General features: G+C 41.6%; 14 protein-coding genes, 1 tRNA gene and 3 pseudogenes. 12 read left to right on the forward strand and 6 right to left on the reverse strand.

From position 1 onward, the window contains the following. Nucleotides 1–720 precede the first annotated feature (720 nt). Nucleotides 721–791 (reverse strand) — tRNA-Gln (locus tag JCM10512_RS09005). A gap of 273 nt (nt 792–1,064) precedes the next feature. Here JCM10512_RS09005 and rsfS point away from each other — a divergent pair. From rsfS to JCM10512_RS09020, 3 genes are read left to right on the forward strand one after another with little or no spacing between them, the layout of a single operon-like run. Beyond that, entirely contained in the window at nt 1,065–1,424 is a 360-nt protein-coding gene (gene rsfS, locus JCM10512_RS09010; protein ID WP_044162342.1) for a ribosome silencing factor, read from the forward strand. 9 nt (nt 1,425–1,433) lie between these two features. Further along, a complete protein-coding gene (ftsH, locus tag JCM10512_RS09015) occupies nt 1,434–3,482 on the forward strand; it encodes an ATP-dependent zinc metalloprotease FtsH (RefSeq protein ID WP_244978104.1) in 2,049 nt (682 codons plus the stop codon). A gap of 11 nt (nt 3,483–3,493) precedes the next feature. Then, nucleotides 3,494–4,333, forward strand: a complete 840-nt coding sequence (locus tag JCM10512_RS09020) for a phosphatidate cytidylyltransferase (protein WP_044162345.1) — start codon at nt 3,494–3,496, stop codon at nt 4,331–4,333. Nucleotides 4,334–4,422: 89 nt separating this feature from the next. Here JCM10512_RS09020 and JCM10512_RS09025 read toward each other — a convergent pair whose 3' ends face one another. The 3 genes and pseudogenes from JCM10512_RS09025 to surE all read right to left on the reverse strand — a co-directional run bounded on the left by JCM10512_RS09025 (nt 4,423) and on the right by surE (nt 7,235). Beyond that, entirely contained in the window at nt 4,423–5,190 is a 768-nt protein-coding gene (locus JCM10512_RS09025) for a NigD1/NigD2 family lipoprotein (RefSeq protein WP_044162346.1), read from the reverse strand. 93 nt (nt 5,191–5,283) lie between these two features. Beyond that, the gene (gene lpxB, locus JCM10512_RS09030; protein ID WP_044162348.1) at nt 5,284–6,420 is read right to left on the reverse strand and encodes a lipid-A-disaccharide synthase; all 1,137 of its coding nucleotides are present in this window, start codon (nt 6,418–6,420) and stop codon (nt 5,284–5,286) included. A 31-nt stretch (nt 6,421–6,451) separates the two neighbouring features. Continuing rightward, nucleotides 6,452–7,235, reverse strand: a pseudogene (gene surE, locus JCM10512_RS09035) (5'/3'-nucleotidase SurE). 379 nt (nt 7,236–7,614) lie between these two features. Between surE and JCM10512_RS09040 the strand changes: the two are divergent. The 5 genes from JCM10512_RS09040 to JCM10512_RS09060 all read left to right on the forward strand — a co-directional run bounded on the left by JCM10512_RS09040 (nt 7,615) and on the right by JCM10512_RS09060 (nt 13,808). Further along, nucleotides 7,615–8,379: a ParA family protein gene (locus JCM10512_RS09040; RefSeq protein WP_044162349.1), complete on the forward strand. Its 765-nt coding sequence runs from the start codon at nt 7,615–7,617 to the stop codon at nt 8,377–8,379. 12 nt (nt 8,380–8,391) lie between these two features. Continuing rightward, nucleotides 8,392–9,282: a ParB/RepB/Spo0J family partition protein gene (locus JCM10512_RS09045; RefSeq protein WP_044162352.1), complete on the forward strand. Its 891-nt coding sequence runs from the start codon at nt 8,392–8,394 to the stop codon at nt 9,280–9,282. Then, nucleotides 9,283–10,164 (forward strand): DUF5683 domain-containing protein, encoded by an 882-nt coding sequence (locus JCM10512_RS09050; protein WP_044162354.1) that lies wholly within the window; start codon nt 9,283–9,285, stop codon nt 10,162–10,164. 33 nt (nt 10,165–10,197) lie between these two features. Further along, nucleotides 10,198–11,493: a lytic transglycosylase domain-containing protein gene (locus JCM10512_RS09055; protein WP_044162356.1), complete on the forward strand. Its 1,296-nt coding sequence runs from the start codon at nt 10,198–10,200 to the stop codon at nt 11,491–11,493. Between the two features lie 71 nt (nt 11,494–11,564). After that, the gene (locus tag JCM10512_RS09060) at nt 11,565–13,808 is read left to right on the forward strand and encodes a RelA/SpoT family protein (RefSeq protein ID WP_044162358.1); all 2,244 of its coding nucleotides are present in this window, start codon (nt 11,565–11,567) and stop codon (nt 13,806–13,808) included. A gap of 24 nt (nt 13,809–13,832) precedes the next feature. Here JCM10512_RS09060 and JCM10512_RS09065 read toward each other — a convergent pair whose 3' ends face one another. Continuing rightward, the gene (locus tag JCM10512_RS09065) at nt 13,833–14,174 is read right to left on the reverse strand and encodes a MerR family transcriptional regulator (protein WP_044162361.1); all 342 of its coding nucleotides are present in this window, start codon (nt 14,172–14,174) and stop codon (nt 13,833–13,835) included. A 19-nt stretch (nt 14,175–14,193) separates the two neighbouring features. After that, nucleotides 14,194–15,161: pseudogene (locus JCM10512_RS09070) on the reverse strand (M23 family metallopeptidase). A gap of 107 nt (nt 15,162–15,268) precedes the next feature. On the opposite strand from JCM10512_RS09070, the pseudogene alaS reads away from it, so the two are divergent. The 4 genes and pseudogenes from alaS to JCM10512_RS09090 all read left to right on the forward strand — a co-directional run bounded on the left by alaS (nt 15,269) and on the right by JCM10512_RS09090 (nt 21,839). After that, nucleotides 15,269–17,886 (forward strand): annotated as a pseudogene (alaS, locus tag JCM10512_RS09075) (alanine--tRNA ligase). Between the two features lie 133 nt (nt 17,887–18,019). Beyond that, nucleotides 18,020–20,218, forward strand: coding sequence for a GH92 family glycosyl hydrolase (locus JCM10512_RS09080; protein ID WP_044162366.1), 2,199 nt, complete (start codon nt 18,020–18,022; stop codon nt 20,216–20,218). 17 nt (nt 20,219–20,235) lie between these two features. Next, entirely contained in the window at nt 20,236–20,790 is a 555-nt protein-coding gene (locus JCM10512_RS09085; protein WP_044162367.1) for an RNA polymerase sigma-70 factor, read from the forward strand. Nucleotides 20,791–20,840: 50 nt separating this feature from the next. Next, a complete protein-coding gene (locus JCM10512_RS09090; RefSeq protein WP_044162369.1) occupies nt 20,841–21,839 on the forward strand; it encodes a FecR family protein in 999 nt (332 codons plus the stop codon). Nucleotides 21,840–21,866: the final 27 nt, after the last annotated feature.

Below are 21,866 nucleotides of genomic sequence, written 5' to 3' on the forward strand. Positions count from 1 at the left end.
TTGCAATGCGCCTTCTTTTTTTGTATCACTTTATTCTGAGGAACGATAGCTATTGCTCGCTTCCCCCAAGAACAGAGCCTTCAATTCACCAAATAAGTCTTTTCTCAACCGTATCGTGCGCAACTATTCGTAGATTTAAGCAGTCTTTTTTTATGTTTTTCCCCTTCTATTTCCTGTTCCACATATTGTGGAACAGCTGTTTCATAATATGTGCGACGCCCGTTCCACAATATGTGAGTCAGCCGTCGCACATATGTGGAACGGCTAATATAATGGAAAAAAGAGCCTTTTACTAGTTGTTTACTACTATATGTCGGGGTATTTTAGCCAAGTACACAATCTTTGAAAATCGGTATTATCTATTGAGTAGATCAATCTGAGAAGAGTAGACGCAATGTATCAAATTACCAATCAGGCATTTACGGCAAAAAGTGACTATGACTATATATCGTTTGCATTAACGCGCCCGAACAGTCTTTTTACCGATGAGGCATTGCACACATCTAATACCGGGGAAATTGTCTATTCGAAAACAACCTCCGCAGGATAAAGGAACAGGGTATCATGCAAGTTGATGAAAGTTTTTATTATAGAATGATTGGTTGGTTTAAAGATAGGGTTCACTTTTCTTCGGTTTTACAGGATTCCGGTGAAGTGGATACAACGCAATTAAATATAAACAAAAAAAGGTGCTAAAAACTCATGTTTTTGCACCTTGCGTTGGGCTACCTGGATTCGAACCAGGAATGACAGGACCAGAATCTGTAGTGTTACCGTTACACCATAGCCCACTATTTTAGCGATTGCGGATGCAAAGATACAAATTATTTGGGATAACAAAACATTCCTCTGTTTTTTTTCTCGAAAAACATCCGGCTGCTGTCGCAAAAGAATTACATCATAACTAAAAAACACAAAAATATAGGTTATAACTTTCTTGTATCCAATAAATCACCGTATATTTGTCAAAAATATAACGTTTATAATTAGAAGAAACAAAGAACCCCTTTTTCTTGTTATAAGAAGACAAGAATCAAGCATACATTATTAATTCTAACAAATAGATGAGCGATACAAAAATATTAATAAAAAAAATCCAAGAGGGAATTCAGGAAAAAAAAGGCAAGAACATTGTGATAGCCGACTTAACCAAGATAGAAGACACCATCTGTAACTATTTTATAATCTGTCAGGGAAACTCCCCTAGCCAAATTAGTTCGATTGTTGACTCTATCAAAGAATTTACTCACGAAGGGGTGAATAGTAAACCCCTTGCGATAGATGGGCTTCGCAATGCTGAATGGGTAGCCATGGACTATGCTGATGTACTGGTTCATATTTTTCTGCCTGAAACCAGGGCTTTCTACAACCTTGAGCATCTCTGGGCTGACTCTAAACTCACTAAAGTACCTGATTTAGACTAAATTATCATTATGAATAATAACAAGAATACAAACAGTGACAATAAGCCCAACAGTAAAATGAATATGCCCAAGTTCAACTTGAATTGGATGTATATGATCATTGCACTTATGCTCATAGGGCTATGGTGGGGCGGAAATCCCGGGGGAGCCGGGAAAAAGGTTGTTCCGTACAGCCAATTCCAAGAATATATAAGCAAAGGGTATATCAATAAAGTATTGGGATACGAAGATAAATCGATTGAAGCTTTCATAAAGCCTACTGCCGTAGCAGTAGTGTTTGGAGCTGATTCTAATAGCGTTGGAAAGAACCCGATGGTTACAAGCCGGGCTCCTTCTACGGATCGATTGGAAGACTTCCTGCAAACAGAAAAAGCAGCAGGCCATTTCGACGGTTCCTCTGATTATCTTCCCAAATCGGATATATTCCCAGCTATTCTGATAAATATTCTTCCATTAGTTTTACTGATCGGTCTCTGGATCTTTTTCATGCGCAGAATGAGTGGCAATTCCGGTGGAGGTGCCGGTGGGGTCTTTAATGTAGGCAAATCAAAAGCACAGTTATTCGAAAAGGGAGGCTCAATCAAAATCACATTCAAGGATGTGGCCGGATTGGCGGAAGCTAAACAAGAAATTGAAGAGATTGTAGAGTTCCTCAAAGAACCACAGAAATATACAGACTTAGGAGGCAAGATACCTAAGGGAGCTTTGCTCGTAGGCCCTCCGGGAACCGGTAAAACCTTATTAGCGAAAGCGGTTGCCGGTGAAGCAGACGTACCATTCTTCTCTCTGGCCGGTTCGGACTTTGTCGAAATGTTTGTAGGTGTAGGAGCATCACGTGTACGTGACCTATTCAAACAAGCTAAAGAGAAAGCACCCTGTATTGTATTTATCGATGAGATTGATGCGGTAGGACGTGCACGTGGTAAAAACCCTGCAATGGGAGGTAATGACGAACGCGAAAATACATTGAATCAGTTGCTGACCGAAATGGATGGCTTCGGATCGAACAGTGGAGTCATTATCCTTGCAGCTACCAACCGCGTAGATGTATTGGACAAGGCTTTACTCCGTGCAGGCCGTTTCGACCGCCAGATCCACGTGGACCTACCCGACTTGAATGAACGCAAAGAAGTATTTGGTGTACACTTACGCCCAATCAAAATAGACGATACGGTTGATGTCGATCTGTTAGCTCGTCAAACTCCAGGATTCTCAGGTGCTGACATAGCTAATGTATGTAACGAAGCAGCCCTAATAGCAGCCCGCCACCAAAAGAAATTTGTGGGCAAACAAGACTTCTTGGATGCTGTAGACCGTATTATCGGTGGATTGGAAAAGAAAACGAAAATCACAACCGAAGCTGAACGCCGATCTATCGCACTTCATGAAGCAGGCCATGCCAGTATCTCCTGGTTATTGGAATATGCCAACCCATTGATTAAAGTAACGATCGTACCTCGCGGACGCGCACTCGGAGCAGCTTGGTACCTACCGGAAGAACGCCAAATCACCACCAAAGAACAAATGCTGGATGAGATGTGTGCAACTCTGGGAGGACGCGCAGCCGAAGACTTATTTATCGGACGCATTTCAACCGGGGCAATGAACGACTTGGAAAGAGTAACCAAACAGGCTTATGGCATGATTGTTTATTTGGGAATGAGTGAAAAACTTCCAAACTTGTGTTACTACAACAACGAAGAGTATTCGTTCAATCGTCCTTATAGCGAGAAAACAGCTGAACTGATCGATGAAGAGGTTAAGAAAATGGTTAACGAGCAGTATGAGCGTGCCAAACTAATTCTATCTGAGAATAAGGAAGGGCATAATGAACTGACCCAATTACTCATTGAGAAAGAGGTTATCTTCGCAGAAGACGTGGAACGTATCTTTGGGAAACGTCCGTGGGCTTCTCGTTCCGAAGAGATCATGGCAGCAAAAGAAAGTCAGGCTGCTGCTGAAGCTGAAAGAAAGCTAGCCAAAGAGTTAGAAGAAAAAGAGAATAAAGAAGAAACTGAAAGCTCTGAACAAGAGGAAACAGCGGAATCCAACAACTAAAACCAACTGTTTTGAAAAGCAATTTCCTACAACGTGCTATTACAGGGCTACTTTTCGTAGCCGTCCTAGTGGGCTGTATTCTATTTTCTCCGATTAGTTTCGGAATCTTATTCGTATTGATTTCCGCACTGACCATTTTCGAATTTGGTCAGTTGGTCAACCGTATAGAAGGAGTTTCCGTCAATAAGAATATCCTGATGCTGGCAGGAGCTTACTTATTCATTGCTATCTTAGCATTTTGCAGCAATATTTCGGGATCGAGCATCTTTATCCCCTATGTTCTATTGCTGCTCTACTTAATGATTAGCGAACTGTATCTAAAAAAGGAAAACCCAATACTTAACTGGGCATTTTCAATGTTCAGCCAACTCTATATTGGCCTTCCTTTTGCGATGCTGAATATATTGGCATTCCATAATGCACCGGCTAACTCTAGCATTGGATATGATCCTATACTACCGTTATCCATTTTCATATTCTTGTGGCTGAACGATACAGGAGCCTATTGTGTAGGCTCGCTCTTTGGTAAGCATCGTTTATTTGAGCGTATTTCTCCAAAGAAATCATGGGAAGGTTCAATTGGTGGAGGAGTGGTAGCAATCGGTATTTCTTTCGTCTTTGGATATTATTTTCCAATCATGGCGATGTGGCAATGGGCCGGCCTTGCTCTTGTTGTAGTTGTATTTGGTACATGGGGCGACCTGACTGAATCATTATTTAAAAGACAACTTCATATCAAAGACTCGGGCAATATTCTACCGGGACATGGTGGCATGCTCGACCGTTTTGACAGTTCGTTAATGGCAATTCCCGCAGCAGTAGCTTACCTCTACTTCCTGACTTATTCTTAGCATACAAAAAAACAAGTATAAAGAAAGCCGGCCTATCTTACTAAAATAGGCCGGCTTTCTTTCAAAAACAAAATCAAACAATCATTCTTTTATTTAAGCGACATAGTCGAATGCGCGTCTTTAGCAGATTCAGGTACAGCCACTGACTTACCGATCTCGAGTACTAAAGTTCTTTCACCATTAGTTTTAGAGTTTATTTTCACCTTAAACCCTTTAAAAGTTGGAGTTTCAGTATCAGAGAAATGCTCCGCAGATGGATAATAATCAGCTAGGTTGTAAGAGACGCGTCCCCATCCCCATAAATTGGTCGTGTCATCATAGGTGTTATAACGCAATTCCAGATGTACATAACCGTCATTTTCCTGAGGATCTACAGTCACCTTCTTATTCTCGACCAAACTGATTCGATGTTTCTCGCTATGAGGTATATTCTGCCTAAAGATAAGATTAAGGTATTTACCTCCAAGCCACATATCACCTTCATAGATTACGATCGGATCATTCCCGAATTCTTCTTCATTTTCAGCAGTTAGCTCTTCTACCTCTTTGGTGAGCACCGAAGTAATTCCCTCCATCTTGACAACAACATCATGTTCTTGTCCCTGAGCTCCCTCTTCCAAGGGACGAAAGAAAGCAACCACACGTTCTCCATCAACCGGTTTATACCAAGGAATGGCAGTAGCAACCGGCAAGATAGTTCCCCACTTATCACCGACAAGCGTATATTCTCCACCACCGGTGGCCTGAACAGTAGCCCAATCCCAACCAATAACATTATTGTCATCATCATCACAAGACTGCAGCACTGGTATCAATGCAAACAGTAATACACCTAAAAACCAATTTAGCTTTTTCATATCTGTTCCTTTCTTTTTTTAATGTTTCTGCTCTATAAACAGCAAAACCAGGCATTTACTGCACTGGCTTTACATTTATTCAGAAATGAGGAACTATTTTTTCAACATTTTCACTATTTTAGAGGCTGCATGCCGAGGTGCACCCGGAGGTCCAAGGCGTTTAGCCATTAACTCATAGTCATTCAACATACACTCTTTATACGCCTTATCGTTAAGAATACGATTCAGTTCATCTCGCATATTGGCAACTGTCATTGTATCGGCAACCAGCTCTTCCACTACCTGCTTATCAGCTATTAAATTCACAAGCGAAATATATTTCACAGTCAGAATATGCCGTCGCAAGAATGAGATAACCTTGCCAATGGGCGTATAATAACAAACAACCTGCGGAACACGGAAGAGTGCTGCCTCAAGAGTCGCAGTTCCCGACGTCACTAAAGCAGCTTCAGCATGTTGAAGTAGCATATACGTTTGCCCGAAGACAATCTTCACATCTACCCCATTCAGATATTTTTCATAGAACTCCGGAGCAATGCCAGGCGCACCGGCCAGCACCAGCTGACATTCAGGAAAAGCAGAAGCTGCCTTAATCATATCCGATAGATTGTCTTTTATCTCCTGCTTACGGCTTCCCGCCAACAAAGCAATGATCGGTTTATCCACCAATTGATTGTCTGCTACAAATGCCTGAAAATCTTTTGGATGTTCTTCTTTAAAAGCCGCTACTTCATCTACCGTAGGATTTCCTACATAGTGAATAGGATACTTATGCTTCTTCTCAAAGAAGTCTACCTCAAAAGGAAGGATTGAGAAAAGCTCATCTACATCACGCTTAATATTCTTGATACGGTATTCTTTCCACGCCCAGATCTTAGGAGATATATAATAATATACCGGAATTTCTGTTTGCGAATGGACAAACTTGGCAATATCGAGGTTAAATCCCGGATAATCGACCAAAATAACCACATCCGGTTTCCAATCTACAATATCTTTCTTACAACGTTTCATATTAGCGAAAATGGTACGCAGGTGCAATAACACTGGTATAAATCCCATATACGCCAATTCTTTATAATGTTTCACCATTGTACCACCGACAGCAGCCATCAGATCTCCTCCGAAAAAGCGAAATTCGGCTTGTGCATCTTCCTCTTTTAAAGCGGTCATCAGATGAGATGCATGCAAATCACCGGACGCTTCACCGACTATCAAATAATATTTCATGAGAATGTGATTTAGGTAATGATGATAAATATCAATCGCATAACCCTGACTCGCGACAGCACGCTTCGAGGCTGTCGATCGAATTATAAGCAGTCAGATCCACTGTAATGGGAGTAATAGCGACATATCCATTGGCCAATGCCATTGGTCGCTCTTTTCATTCTCAGGCTCAGAATCGGTAAATGACCCAGTCAACCAAAAGTAATTCGGATCACTCAGACGTGGACAAGCCTCCCACTCTTTCGTCCATCTTCCTTTCGCCTGCTGGCAGACTTTTACTCCTTTAAGTTCCGACGTATCGGGAAAGTTCACATTTAAACAAGTCAAAGGAGGTAAACCTTTCTCTAGTACCATAGCAGCAATCTTGCGAATGTATGGTCCGGCGGCTTCAAAATCGGCTCCCGGATCATGCTACATAAAGAAAAGCCAATCGATGGAACTCCATTCAAGCAACCTTCAATAGCAATTCCCATCGTACCGGAATAGTGAACATTCGTAGCAGAGTTATCACCATGATTGATACCTCCAACAACCAAATCCGGTTCACGATCAAGCACCGTGTTACGAGCTAGCTTCACACAATCAGTCGGTGTGCCCGAACACTTATAAACAGTTAGCCCAACATCTTTTCGAAGTAACTGATAATGCACCGGTTGTGTAACAGTCAATGCAGAAGCATTCCCCGAGCGCGGAGAATCGGGAGCCATCACTACAATTTCTCCCAAAGGGCGCAGATATTTCACTAATTCACTAATACCTTTAGATACCACACCGTCGTCATTTGAAACGAGTATCAACGGTTTTCTATTACTCATATTCTATTTCTCTATTTTTATATTTGCACAAAAGTAACAAAAAGAACTTGTATTGCCAACCCAAGTTTCATTATATCAGTCAGACGACAAGACTCCCTCTTATGAACCGTACCAGTCGCGTTACTCCCGCTACTCCCGCTGAAGTTTACAAATCTTAATCTTCTGCAAGTGAGTAAAAAAGGATATAAATTCAATATTAATATGTATATTTGCAAGCTCAGAAAAAAGATTGACGATAACCAGCCGGATTCTATAATTGACTCAGTGGGTAGTTATTAACAAAACGGGTGACTTATCAACAGAAAACTCAAAGTTTCGCTTTTTTCGTAGGTGCTCTAAGGTTTTATCGCTTATTTCGCTGCCAATAAATTTAGTGAATATGGGAAAAATTATAGCTTTGGCTAACCAAAAAGGAGGTGTCGGAAAGACAACGACCACAATCAACCTCGCAGCTTCACTTGCTACACTTGAAAAGAAAGTGCTCGTGGTAGATGCTGATCCGCAAGCTAATGCCTCTTCCGGTTTGGGAGTAGACATCAAGCAGTCGGAGTGTACTATCTATGAATGTATCATAGATAGAGCGAATGTGGAAGATGCTATCCATGATACGGAAATCGATTCTCTTAAAGTTATCTCTTCGCATATTAATCTGGTAGGAGCGGAAATTGAAATGCTCAACCTCCCTAACCGTGAAAAGATTCTAAAGGAAGTACTGACACCGCTTAAAGAGAAATACGATTATATTTTAATCGACTGTTCACCGTCACTGGGGCTTATCACGATCAATGCGCTAACAGCTGCTGATTCGATAATAATCCCTGTACAAGCTGAATATTTTGCTCTTGAAGGCATCAGTAAGCTATTAAACACGATTAAAATAATTAAATCGAAACTCAATCCTTCATTAGAAATCGAAGGTTTCTTACTAACGATGTACGACTCACGCTTGCGACAAGCCAATCAAATTTATGATGAAGTAAAGCGGCATTTCCAAGAGCTAGTCTTCAATACGGTTATTCAACGCAATGTGAAGCTTAGCGAAGCACCCAGCTACGGAATCCCAACTATTCTCTATGATGCGGATTCTACTGGCTCAAAAAACCACTTGTCATTAGCCAAAGAGATTATTAATAAAAACAGATAAAACGAAGAAGATATGGCAACACCAAAAAGAAAAGTTTTAGGTCGCGGTCTTGACGCCTTGCTCTCTATGGATGATGTAAAAACCGAAGGTTCTTCTTCTATCAATGAAATAGAGCTGGCGAAAATATCCGTCAACCCCAACCAACCGCGCCGTGAATTTGATCCAGTTGCTTTGCAAGAGTTATCGGATTCTATCTCTGAGATAGGAATCATTCAACCCATAACATTACGCAAGATCTCAGACGATGAGTATCAAATTATTGCTGGAGAAAGACGCTACCGCGCGTCACAGAAAGCGGGACTGACAACAGTTCCGGCTTACATACGTACAGCTGACGATGAGAACATGATGGAAATGGCTCTTATAGAGAATATCCAACGTGAAGACTTGAATGCGGTAGAAATAGCTTTAGCCTACCAACACTTACTAGACCAGTATGAACTGACTCAGGAGCGACTCAGTGAACGAATTGGTAAGAATCGAACTACCATCGCTAACTACCTCCGACTTCTGAAGTTACCGGCTCCCATACAAATGGCCTTACAAAACAAACAGATAGATATGGGACATGCCCGAGCATTAATTACACTCGGAGATCCCAAAATGCAAGTAAAAATATTCGAGGAGATACAAGAGCATAACTACTCCGTACGCAAGGTGGAGGAAATTGTGAAATCACTGAATGAAGGTGAAACCGTCAAAAGCGGTTCACGAAAGCTCACTCCGAAACGTGCCAAACTTCCCGAAGAGTTCAACTTACTAAAGAAACAACTCTCCGGCTTCTTCAACACCAAGGTGCAAATGACCTGTTCCGAAAAAGGGAAAGGAAAAATTAGCATTCCTTTCAGTAACGAAGAAGATTTGGAACGCATCATGGAAATCTTCGACACGCTAAAGAAGTAAATGACAAGTAAAAGTAAAATATATCAGTTACTATTGACTCCCCTGCTTCTCTGTTTTCTACAGGTGGCAGGGATTGAACTGTATGCACAGTCTACAGTAACTCCAGTACATAAAGATAGTGTCGTTCAACAGCGTGAAGCGCCTAAGGCGCGTGCTCGTAGACACCGTGAACCTGAAATCCAAAAGCAGGACACATTAAACAAAGTACTCAAAACCAATAAACCCGAACACTTACAGTCTGTAGACAGTATGCTATCCACCAAAATCCAGCTCACGGATAGTATAGATAAAGCGAATCAGAAGAAAATAAAAGAAATAGAGCAACCGAAACGTGTCGCTGTAAACGTCGACAGCCTCCCTCCAGCCCAGGAGTTACCCAAAAAGCTCTTTGTACCTAATCCTAGTAAAGCGACATGGCTAGCCGTCGTTTTTCCGGGTGGTGGACAAATTTACAATCGGAAATACTGGAAGCTACCGATTATTTACGGAGGATTTGCAGGTTGTGCCTATGCACTCAGCTGGAATAGTAAAATGTATAAAGACTATTCGCAGGCTTATATGGATATAATGGATAATAATCCAAATACCAAAAGCTATGAAGACCTGCTTCCACCGAATGCCAGTTATAACGAAGACCAATTAAAAAATACATTGAAACGGCGAAAAGATTCTTTCCGTCGATTCAGAGACCTTAGCATTTTTGCATTTATCGGAGTATATATAATCTCAATCATCGACGCCTATGTGGATGCCGAATTATCGAACTTCGATATAACTCCCGATTTAAGTATGAGAGTAGAACCTACCGTTATTAACGACAATCTACAGTTTCATAATTCCAACCGGAAGTCGGTAGGTGTACAATGTGTATTGCGGTTTTAAGAACACAACAAAGATTGAACTTATTATTAAAGAATGAAGAATTTGATTAATTACTGTCCGTTAGTTTTCCTTTTCCTGTTAGCAACACTTCAGGTGAAAGGACAAAGTGTAGATGTACTTATCCATGAGAATGGAGCTGAACGTAAAGAGAGTATCGATTTACCTAAAAGTATGACCTATCCACTGGATAGTCTGCTCAACGACTGGAAAGCAAAAAATTATATCGACTTAGGAAAAGATTGCAGTACAGCCGAAGTAAATCCGTTATTCAGCGACTCCATATATATGGATCGCCTCTCACGTATTCCTGCCGTAATGGAAATGCCATACAACGAGATCGTACGTAAGTTTATTGATATGTACGCTGGTCGTTTACGCAATCAGGTATCTTTTATGCTAAGTGCATGTAATTTCTATATGCCTATTTTCGAAGAAGCACTTGATGCCTACGGAATTCCATTGGAATTGAAATATCTACCTATCATAGAATCTGCTTTGAATCCATCTGCCGTTTCACGTGCTGGCGCTTCCGGCCTATGGCAGTTCATGATTGGAACCGGTAAGATTTACGGGCTCGAATCTAACAGCCTTGTTGATGAACGCCGCGACCCGATTAAGGCAACTTGGGCTGCTGCACGTTACCTAAAGGAAATGTATAACATCTATGGCGACTGGAACTTGGTTATCGCTGCCTATAACTGCGGTCCCGGAACTGTCAATAAAGCAATCCGCCGTGCAGGAGGTGAAAAGGATTATTGGAAGATCTACAATTTTTTACCGAAAGAAACGCGCGGATATGTACCTGCTTTCATCGCAGCCAATTACGTCATGACTTACTATTGTGACCATAACATTTGCCCGATGGAAACAAATATTCCAGCTAGTACAGATACAGTACAAGTCAGCCAAAACTTACATTTTGAACAGATCGCAGAGCTTTGCAAAGTACCTTTGGATGAGATTAAGAGTTTGAATCCGCAATATAAGCAACAAGTTGTACCAGGAGATATCAAGCCATACACACTTCGCTTACCTTTAACAGCTATTAGCTCCTTTATTGATTGCCAAGATACGATTTATGCATATCGTTCGGATGAACTATTCCGCAACCGTAGAACTGTAGCAGTAAAAAATGATACGCCAACCGCTGCACGTAAAAAGACTGCAACCACCGGTAAAGGTAACGTGAGGTACCATAAGATCAAGAGTGGAGAGACTTTATCAACCATAGCATCTCGATACGGCGTTCGAGTTAAAGATTTACAAAATTGGAACGGATTATCGAACACCAAAATCGCAGCTGGAAAAAATTTGAAAATTTACAAATAACTTATTCCTTACTTGCACCGTTCGGAAATTTGTCTATTTTTGCACAATTAAGCAAGTGAAAGGATCACAATATGAATAATCGGCCCGCTAAAGAAATAACTGAAGAAGATATGATTAATAAGGAGTTCCAAGAACTCCTTAACGATTACCTTGCTACCAAACATCGCAAACGAGTCGAAATCATCACAAAAGCATTTAATTTTGCCAATCAAGCGCATAAAGGAATTAAGCGCAGATCCGGTGAGCCCTACATCATGCACCCGATTGCGGTTGCCAAAATCGTATGCAATGAAATAGGACTTGGATCTACTTCCATTTGCTCAGCCCTACTGCACGATGTTGTAGAAGACACCGATTATACCGTAGAAGATATTGAAAACATCTTTGGCCCGAAGATAGCCCAAATTGTAGATGGACTAACTAAAATCTCGGGAGGGATCTTTGGTGATCGTGCCTCGGCACAAGCAGAGAACTTCAAGAAGTTGCTGCTTACCATGTCGAGTGATATACGGGTGATTCTGATAAAAATTGCCGACCGCCTACACAATATGCGTACGTTGGGCTCCATGCTTCCCAATAAGCAATACAAAATCGCAGGTGAAACACTCTACATCTATGCTCCTCTAGCCAATCGACTGGGATTGAATAAGATAAAAACGGAGTTAGAAAACCTCAGCTTCAAATACGAACATCCTGAAGAGTATGAGGAAATAGAAGAAAAACTCAATGAAACTGCCGTAGAACGTGACAAAGCTTTCAATGAGTTTACCGCTCCTATACGCACGCAATTAGATAGAAAGGGATTGAAGTATCGCATCCTCGCACGAGTTAAATCGATCTATTCCATCTGGAATAAGATGCAGACTAAGCATGTGCCTTTTGAAGAGATTTTTGATCTTCTTGCTGTCCGAATCATATTTGAGCCGCGTAATACTGAGGAAGAGTTGAACGACTGTTTCGATATTTACGCATCCATTTCTAAAATATACAAGCCGCACCCTGACCGTTTGCGTGACTGGGTAAGCCATCCGAGAGCGAATGGATACCAGGCTTTACATGTCACACTCATGGGACAGAACGGACAATGGATTGAAGTACAAATTCGCAGTGAGCGAATGAATGATGTTGCCGAACAAGGTTTTGCAGCCCATTGGAAATACAAAGATGGCGGCGGAGGTGAAGATGAAGGAGAATTGGAAAAATGGTTGAAAACCATTAAAGAGATCCTAGATGACCCGCAACCTGATGCGATCGACTTTCTGGATACAATCAAACTGAATCTTTTTGCATCCGAGATATTTGTGTTTACCCCCAAAGGTGAACTTAAAACAATGCCGCAGAACTCGACTGCGCTCGACTTTGCCTTTTCACTCCACACTGATATTGGCAGTCACTGCATTGGTGCCAAAGTGAATCATAAACTAGTACCATTAAGCCATAAGCTACAAAGCGGCGATCAGGTAGAAATACTTACTTCCAAATCGCAACGGGTTCAGCCACAATGGGAATTATTTGCCACAACGGCTCGAGCACGTACAAAAATTGCCGCTATACTACGCAAAGAACGTAAGATCAATCAGAAGAAAGGAGACGAAATTCTCACTGAATTTCTGAAAAAAGAAGAAATACGTCCGGGCGAGATTACAATTGATAAACTCCGTAGGCTTCATAATTTTAAAAATGAAGAAGAACTACTTGCCGCGATAGGTAGTAAAACGATTGTTCTTGGTGAAGCAGATAAGAATGAGTTGAGAGAAAAACAACCCAGTAACTGGAAAAAGTATCTGACCTTTTCCTTTGGTGGTGGTGGTAAAGACAAGCTAGAGAGTAAAGAGCCTTCTGAAAAAGAGAAGATCAATCCAAAACTAGTACTCAAGCTCACCGAAGAAAGTTTGCAAACGAAATATATCATGGCAGAATGTTGCCACCCCATTCCGGGCGATGATGTACTGGGGTACATTGATGACAATGATCGAGTTGTTATTCACAAACGTCAATGCCCCGTAGCAGCTAAACTAAAAAGCAGCTATGGCAATCGCATCCTAGCAACAGTTTGGGATACACACAAAGAACTTTCTTTTTTGGTATATATCTATATAAAAGGTATAGACAGTGTAGGCTTACTTAATGAAGTAACGCAGATCATTTCCCGACAACTCAATGTTAACATACGTAAGTTAAGTATAGAAACGAATGATGGAATCTTTGAAGGAAAGATTCAGTTGTGGGTTCATGATGTGGAAGACGTAAGGATGATATGCAACAATCTCAAGAAGGTGAACAACATTAAACAAGTCAACCGCGTAGAAGGATAAAAAGAAATAAGAAACAGAAAAGAGTTAGCGTCCGTCTAACTCTTTTTTTATGGCTAGCAACTCTTCTTTAACAGTCTTCAGCCTATTTAAAATTTCGTAATTACGCTCGGTGTTATCTTTATTCGTTTTCAGTTTCTGTCTGGCACCGGGCAGAGTCATCCCCTTCTCCTTCACAAGGTGATAAATCAAGCCGATAGTTTCTACATCTTCTTTGCGGTATTGACGGATTCCGCGTCCTCCGGTACGAGGATTTATTTGTGGAAACTCCTTTTCCCAAAAGCGAAGGAGTGACTGGTTTACGCCAAACATATCGGCTACTTCACCAATCGAATAATAGAGCTTTAATTTTTGTTCTGATTCAGACATTGAGTTTATTCTTTAAACGTTAGTCGAACACTTTTCCATGATTAGCTGCCAACTGGATCATCTTATCATAATCCTCAGCATTTAAATCCATGAAATAATAATTGATCGGATTAACCACCTGTCCCTTTACATGTACCTCATAATGTAAATGAGGCCCGGTACTCTTTCCTGTGCTCCCTACTCCACCAATTACTTCTCCACGAACAACTTTCTTACCCAGCTTAGTACGGAAATCCTGTAAATGGGCATACCAAGTACGATATCCAAAACCGTGGTCGATAATAATCGTATTCCCGTAACCGGTCTCCCATCCCATCTTCACTACTGTTCCGTTGCCGGTTGCATATACATCGGTTCCCGGATGAGCCGAGAAATCCATCCCTGAGTGAAATTTAGTCGTCCCATAAATAGGATCAATACGTGTCCCATATCCCGAAGCCGTCTGTCGAAGGTCTTTATTGGATATCGGTTGAATCGCAGGCATACATTTCAGCATTTCATCATGATTCTTACACATAGCTACCACGTCATCGAAGGATTTAGATTGGATATATAACTGTTTCGTTAGCACATCCAGTTTCTGAGTCGTATTCACCACCAATTTGGCATTCGCCAAATCCATCAACTCTTCATAACGATTGGTTCCACCATATCCTGCCATCCGAATAGCAGGTGATATGGGATCAGCTTGCAGAATCACTCGATAGAGATTATCATCACGTTGCTGAACATCCTGAAGTACTCCCATAGCATCATCCAACCGCCGGGAAAGTACATTATATTGTGCCAGAAGCTGGCTATTTTCTTTTCGCAATTCTTTTTCAGACGGAGAGCCAAAAATCAAAAGCAATACGATAAAGCTCCCTGCCCCCAACCCCATCCCAATGAAGAGCCTGCGCAAAATACTGAGTGCACGCTGCCGCACAGTAGGTAAATTCGATCATATGTCTGCGTCTGTGGATTATAGATGTAGTAAACTTTACGCATCTTTTTGGAAATATTTCGCTTGTTAATACGGCAAAAGTAATAAAAACAAGCTATCTTTGCACAGTTTTTTGAGATTATTAACCTCAACGATAGATATATAAAGAAGTATGTTGACTGCAAAAGAGATCAGAGATTCATTCAAGAATTTCTTTGAGTCGAAAGGACATCATATTGTACCTTCGGCTCCAATGGTGATTAAAGATGATCCTACCCTAATGTTCACCAACGCAGGGATGAATCAGTTTAAAGATATTATTTTAGGAAACCAACCGGCGAAATACCACAGAGTCGCTGACTCACAAAAGTGTTTGCGTGTCAGCGGAAAGCACAATGACTTGGAAGAGGTAGGACACGACACCTATCATCACACGATGTTTGAGATGCTCGGCAACTGGTCCTTTGGCGATTATTTCAAAAAAGAAGCTATCTATTGGGCGTGGGAATACTTGGTTGATGTACTGAAACTGAATCCGGAAGATCTATATGCAACCGTATTTGAGGGAAGTCCTGAAGAAGGACTAAGCCGGGATGATGAAGCATCTTCTTATTGGGAAAAGTTTCTGCCCAAAGACCATATCATTAATGGTAATAAGCATGACAACTTCTGGGAAATGGGTGATACCGGACCTTGTGGCCCTTGTTCTGAGCTCCATATCGACCTCCGTCCTGCTGCCGAACGCGCCAAAATCTCCGGACGTGACTTAGTCAACCATGACCATCCACAAGTTATAGAAATATGGAACCTAGTATTTATGCAATACAATCGCAAGGCGGACGGTAGCTTGAACCACTTCCCGCCAAGGTAATCGATACCGGAATGGGATTTGAACGTCTTTGTATGGCATTGCAGGGAAAGACTTCCAACTATGACACGGATGTGTTCCAACCGCTAATTAAAGCGATAGCCAGTATCGCAAAAACCGAATATGGCAAAAACATACAGCAAGATATCGCAATGCGTGTTATTGCCGACCATATCCGCACCATTGCATTCTCTATTACAGACGGTCAATTGCCTTCGAACGCTAAAGCCGGATACGTCATTCGCCGTATTCTCCGCCGTGCTGTTCGCTACGGTTATACATTCCTTAATCAAAAGCAAGCATTCATGTACGAGCTTATTCCCGTATTGATCGATAGCATGGGAGAAGCTTATCCGGAACTGATTGCTCAAAAAGGATTGATAGAGAAGGTTATTAAAGAAGAAGAGGAGTCATTCTTACGCACATTGGAAACCGGTATCCGTTTGCTCGACAAAACATTTGCAGACGCAAAAGCTGCCGGAAAGACAGAAATCAGCGGAAAAGACGCCTTTACATTATATGATACTTTCGGTTTCCCACTTGACTTGACAGAGCTGATACTCCGTGAGAATGGAATGACAGTAAACAATGAAGAGTTCGATGCAGAGATGCAACAACAAAAGCAACGCGCTCGTAATGCTGCAAGCGTAGAGACCGGAGATTGGACGATTCTGAAAGAAGGCACGTCTGACTTCGTAGGGTATGATTATACCGAATACGAAACCTCTATTCTACGTTACCGCCAGGTGAAGCAAAAAAACCAGACACTGTATCAAATCGTACTCGATAACACGCCTTTCTATGCAGAGAGTGGAGGACAGGTAGGTGATACCGGTGTTTTGATCAATGAATTCGAGACCATTGAAGTGATCGATACGAAAAAAGAGAATAACCTGCCGATACATATCACTAAAAAGCTTCCTGAACATCTGCAAGCTCCTATGATGGCTTGTGTAGATACAGACAAGCGTGCTAGTTGTGCTGCAAACCACTCCGCTACTCACTTGTTGGACGAGGCTCTACGTGAAGTACTTGGAGAACATGTAGAACAAAAGGGATCGTTAGTTACTCCGGACTCATTACGTTTTGACTTCTCACATTTCCAAAAAGTTACCGATGAAGAGATTCGCAAGGTGGAACATTTGGTTAATGCTAAAATACGTGCCAATATCCCATTGACAGAGCATCGGGATATTCCAATCGAAGAGGCTAAAGAATTAGGAGCGATTGCCCTATTTGGTGAAAAGTATGGCGATAGAGTGCGCGTTATTCAATTTGGTTCATCCATAGAGTTCTGTGGAGGTATACACGTTGCCGCAACAGGAAGTATCGGTATGGTGAAAATTATTTCAGAAAGTTCGGTCGCAGCTGGTGTTCGTCGTATTGAAGCTTATTCAGGAGTACGTGTGGAAGAATTACTGGATACCATTCAAGACACACTCAGCGACTTAAAAGCACTATTCAATAATACACCGGATCTTGGAACTGCAATCCGCAAATTTATTGAGGAAAACTCCGGGCTGAAAAAGCAAATAGAAGACTATATGAAAGAAAAAGAATCTTCTATCAAAGAAAGACTACTGAGGAACGTTCAGGATATTAACGGAATGAAAGTTATCAAGCTTTGTGCTCCGCTACCTATCGAAGTAGTAAAAAACATTGCTTTCCAGCTGCGTGGTGAAATTACGGAGAATCTATTCTTCGTAGCGGGAACAATCGATCATGAGAAACCAATGCTTACCGTTATGCTCAGCGACAACCTTGTTGCCAGCGGTTTGAAAGCCGGTAATCTGGTTAAAGAAGCGGCTAAATTGATTCAAGGTGGCGGTGGTGGACAGCCTCACTTTGCAACAGCCGGAGGTAAAAACATAGATGGATTGAACGCTGCTATAGAAAAGGTTATTGAGCTAGCTCGTTCGTAATCTCGACATACAACTTACATACGAAAGAGGTTGGTTTCTTATGAAAAAGAGAAGCCAACCTCTTTTTATTATCTTTTTTTCCTACATTTGCATTTGGAACATGTATTTGTACAATAACCCTAATTCACTTTTAATGAAAACACCAACCTATCTACTCTTAACTTTAGGCTGTCTTCTTGCAGCATGTACAACATCTAAAGATATTGATTATACAGCTTATGTCAATCCATTTATAGGCACTGATTTTACCGGTAATACATACCCCGGCGCACAAGCTCCGTTTGGTATGGTACAACTAAGTCCGGACAACGGCCTTCCGGGTTGGGATCGCATTTCCGGTTATTTTTATCCGGACAGCACAATTGCCGGTTTCAGCCATACGCATCTTTCCGGAACCGGTGCCGGAGATCTATACGACATATCTTTTATGCCCGTAACACTTCCCTACCAAGAAGCGGAAGCACCACTCGGTATACACTCTAAATTCTCTCATGACGATGAAACGGCCTATGCCGGATATTATCAGGTCTTCCTGAAAGACTACCAGATCAACGTAGAACTAACAGCAACCGAACGGTGCGGTATCCAACGATATACTTTTCCAAAAGCCAACTCCGCTATCTTTCTAAACCTAAAGAAAGCGATGAACTGGGATTTCACCAACGACTCGTATATCGAAGTGGTAGACTCAGTCACGATACAGGGTTATCGCTTCTCCGACGGATGGGCACGTAATCAACGAATTTATTTCCACACACGTTTTTCCCGTCCTTTCGAAAAAATGGAAATGGATACCACTGCCATACATAAAGATGGAAAACGTATCGGTACGGCTGTTGTTGCCCGTTTTGATTTCCAAACAGAGGAAGGAGATCAGATTCTGGTCAATACCGCTATATCCGGTGTTAGCATGGAAGGTGCCGCTAAGAACTTACAAGCTGAAGTTCCTGAAAATGATTTCGACCGATACCTGGCCCATACCAAAGACAATTGGAACCGTCAACTCAGTAAGATTGAGATTCAAACAGATCAGCTAGATGATAAAGTCAACTTCTATACAGCTTTGTATCATTCCATGCTGGCTCCCACTATCTACAGCGATGTAGACGGAAGTTATTACGGACCTGATCAAAAAGTACATCAGGCCGAAGGATGGGTAAACTACAGTACTTTTTCGCTATGGGATACATATCGGGCTTCTCATCCCCTATTCACTTATACCGAACCGGAGCGCGTAAACAACATGGTAAAATCTCTCCTAGCCTTTTACGAACAGAACGGGCGTCTTCCGGTATGGAATTTCTATGGCAGCGAAACAGACATGATGATCGGTTACCACGCAGTTCCTGTCATTGTGGATGCCTACCTGAAAGGTATCGGTGACTTTGATGCAGAAAAAGCGTTGGACGCTTGTATAGCTACTGCGAACATCGACAAATATCGGGGCATCGGGATATACAAGGAAATTGGTTATATACCATATAATTTAACCGACGAGTATAATAACGAAAACTGGTCGTTATCCAAAACATTGGAATATGCCTTTGACGATTATTGCATCGCTGAAATGGCGACTAAATTGGGAAAGAAAGAAATAGCCGATACCTTCTACCGTCGCTCACAAAACTATAAGAATGTATATAACCCAAACAGTTCCTTCATGCAACCACGTGACGAGAAAGGTGCTTTTATTAAAGACTTTCGTGCTGAGGACTATACGCCACACATCTGCGAAAGCAATGGATGGCAATATTTCTGGTCAGTACAGCACGATATTGACGGTTTAATCGGCCTCGTAGGCGGAAAGAAACGGTTTGCGGAAAAATTGGATAGTATGTTCACTTACCATCCTTCAGCTGAAGATGAACTTCCTATTTTCAGTACCGGTATGATTGGGCAGTATGCACATGGCAATGAGCCCAGTCATCATGTAATTTACCTCTTCAATGCAGTAGGACAGCCCTACCGAACACAAGAATACGTAGCCAAGGTGATGCACGAACTGTACCGGAACTCTCCGGCCGGTCTTTGTGGAAACGAAGACTGCGGACAAATGTCAGCCTGGTATGTATTCAGTGCGATGGGATTTTACCCGGTAAATCCGGTCTGCGGAAAATACGAAATAGGCACGCCGCTATTCCCGGAAACCAAACTACATTTAGCCAATGGGAAAACATTCACAGTATTGGCTCCTAAGGTAAGCAAGAAAAACATTTATATTCATTCCGTTAAAGTAAATGGAGTGGCCTATGACAAGACCTATTTCACGCATGAACAGATTATGAGTGGAGCCACTGTAGAATTCGAAATGAGTAATACACCTAAATCCTAAACCAAACCAAAGAAAAAATGAATGGGAATTTTGATTTAAAATACCAGGCTTTATTTCGCAAATACTACCCCAACCTCATTTTCTATGCAACTCGTATTGTTGGAGATGAGGAGGCCGAAGATGTAGTTCAGGATGTATTTGTGGAATTATGGAAACGAAAAGACAGCATAGAGATAGGCGAACAAATCCAAGCCTTTCTCTACCGGGCAGTTTATACCCGTTCGCTTAATGTACTCAAACGCCGGAATATAGCTGACGGCTATTGCAACGCTCTGGAGGATATCAATCAGAGACGAGCTGCATTCTATCACCCGGACAATAACGACGTTATTCGCCGAATAGAGAATCAAGAGTTGCGTAAGGAAATTCTAGGCGCCATTAACGAACTTCCCGAAAAATGCAAGGAAGTGTTTAAGCTCAGTTACCTGCACGACATGAAAAATAAAGAAATAGCCGACCTTATGGGGGTTTCGCTTCGAACAATCGAAGCTCATATGTACAAAGCATTAAAATACCTTCGAAGCAGACTGGAACATTTAATGCTGCTTTTGCTTTTATTTTTAATGAAATGAATAAGTGTTATTGCCACATTGATTGTTATTATAATGTAAACGTATAGAAAATGAAGAATCTGAGTGAAGACATACTAAATAGATACCTAACAGGAAAGTGTTCTGAAAAAGACCTTTCTGAGATAAATTCCTGGCTTCAGGAGTCGGAGGAGAATGCACGGCAACTCTTCGGCATGGAAGAAGTCTATCACTTAGGTAAGTTATCGGCAGACACTGTTTCAGAAAAAACAGCCAGAGCCGAGAGGAGATTATATAAAAGACTGCAACAAGAGTATGTACCGACAGAGCAAAGAAGAATCCGTAAACCGTGGATGCAGATTGCCGCCTCCATAGCAGTTATTCTATTAGTAGGGAGTGGCATTCTCTATTGGTATTCACGCACGGACATTGCCCGCGACATGTTAGTTGCCGCAGCATCGGAAGGTATTGTTCAGGAAGTTGTGCTTCCGGATGGAACAAAAGTATGGCTCAACAATGCAGCTACTTTAAAATATCCCCGTGAGTTTTCGGAGAATGAGCGAAATGTATATCTGGAAGGAGAAGCATACTTTCAAGTAACTAAAAACCACCAAAAGCCTTTTATTGTAGAAAGCGATGCAATGCGGGTACGTGTATTAGGAACTTCATTCAATTTTAAGTGTGTCAAAAGCAGCCAGATAGCTGAAGCGACTTTGATTGAAGGAGAAATTGAAGTAAGGGGGAATAATGATGAAGGGATGATTGTACTTTCACCGGGACAACGTGCCGAATTAAATAAAGCCAGCAGAAGGCTGGTTGTCAAGCAAGTGGATGCAAAATTAGATATCGTATGGCATGATAATCTGATTCCATTTGAGAAGGCCAACATCTTCACCATTACAAAAGCACTTGAACGTTTTTATGACGTAAAGATCATCCTCTCACCAGATATGAAGGCTGATAAGACCTATTCGGGCGTATTAAAGAAGAAGTCCACAATCGAATCCGTTCTAAAGTCGCTGAATAATTCCATACCAATGAACTATAAAATTGTCGGAAGCAATATTTTCATCTCTCCGGATGAAAAATAACTCCGGTTACCAAATAAAGACACCAAT

The sequence above is a fragment of the Bacteroides reticulotermitis JCM 10512 genome, assembly GCF_000517545.1.
Lineage (GTDB): Bacteria > Bacteroidota > Bacteroidia > Bacteroidales > Bacteroidaceae > Bacteroides > Bacteroides reticulotermitis.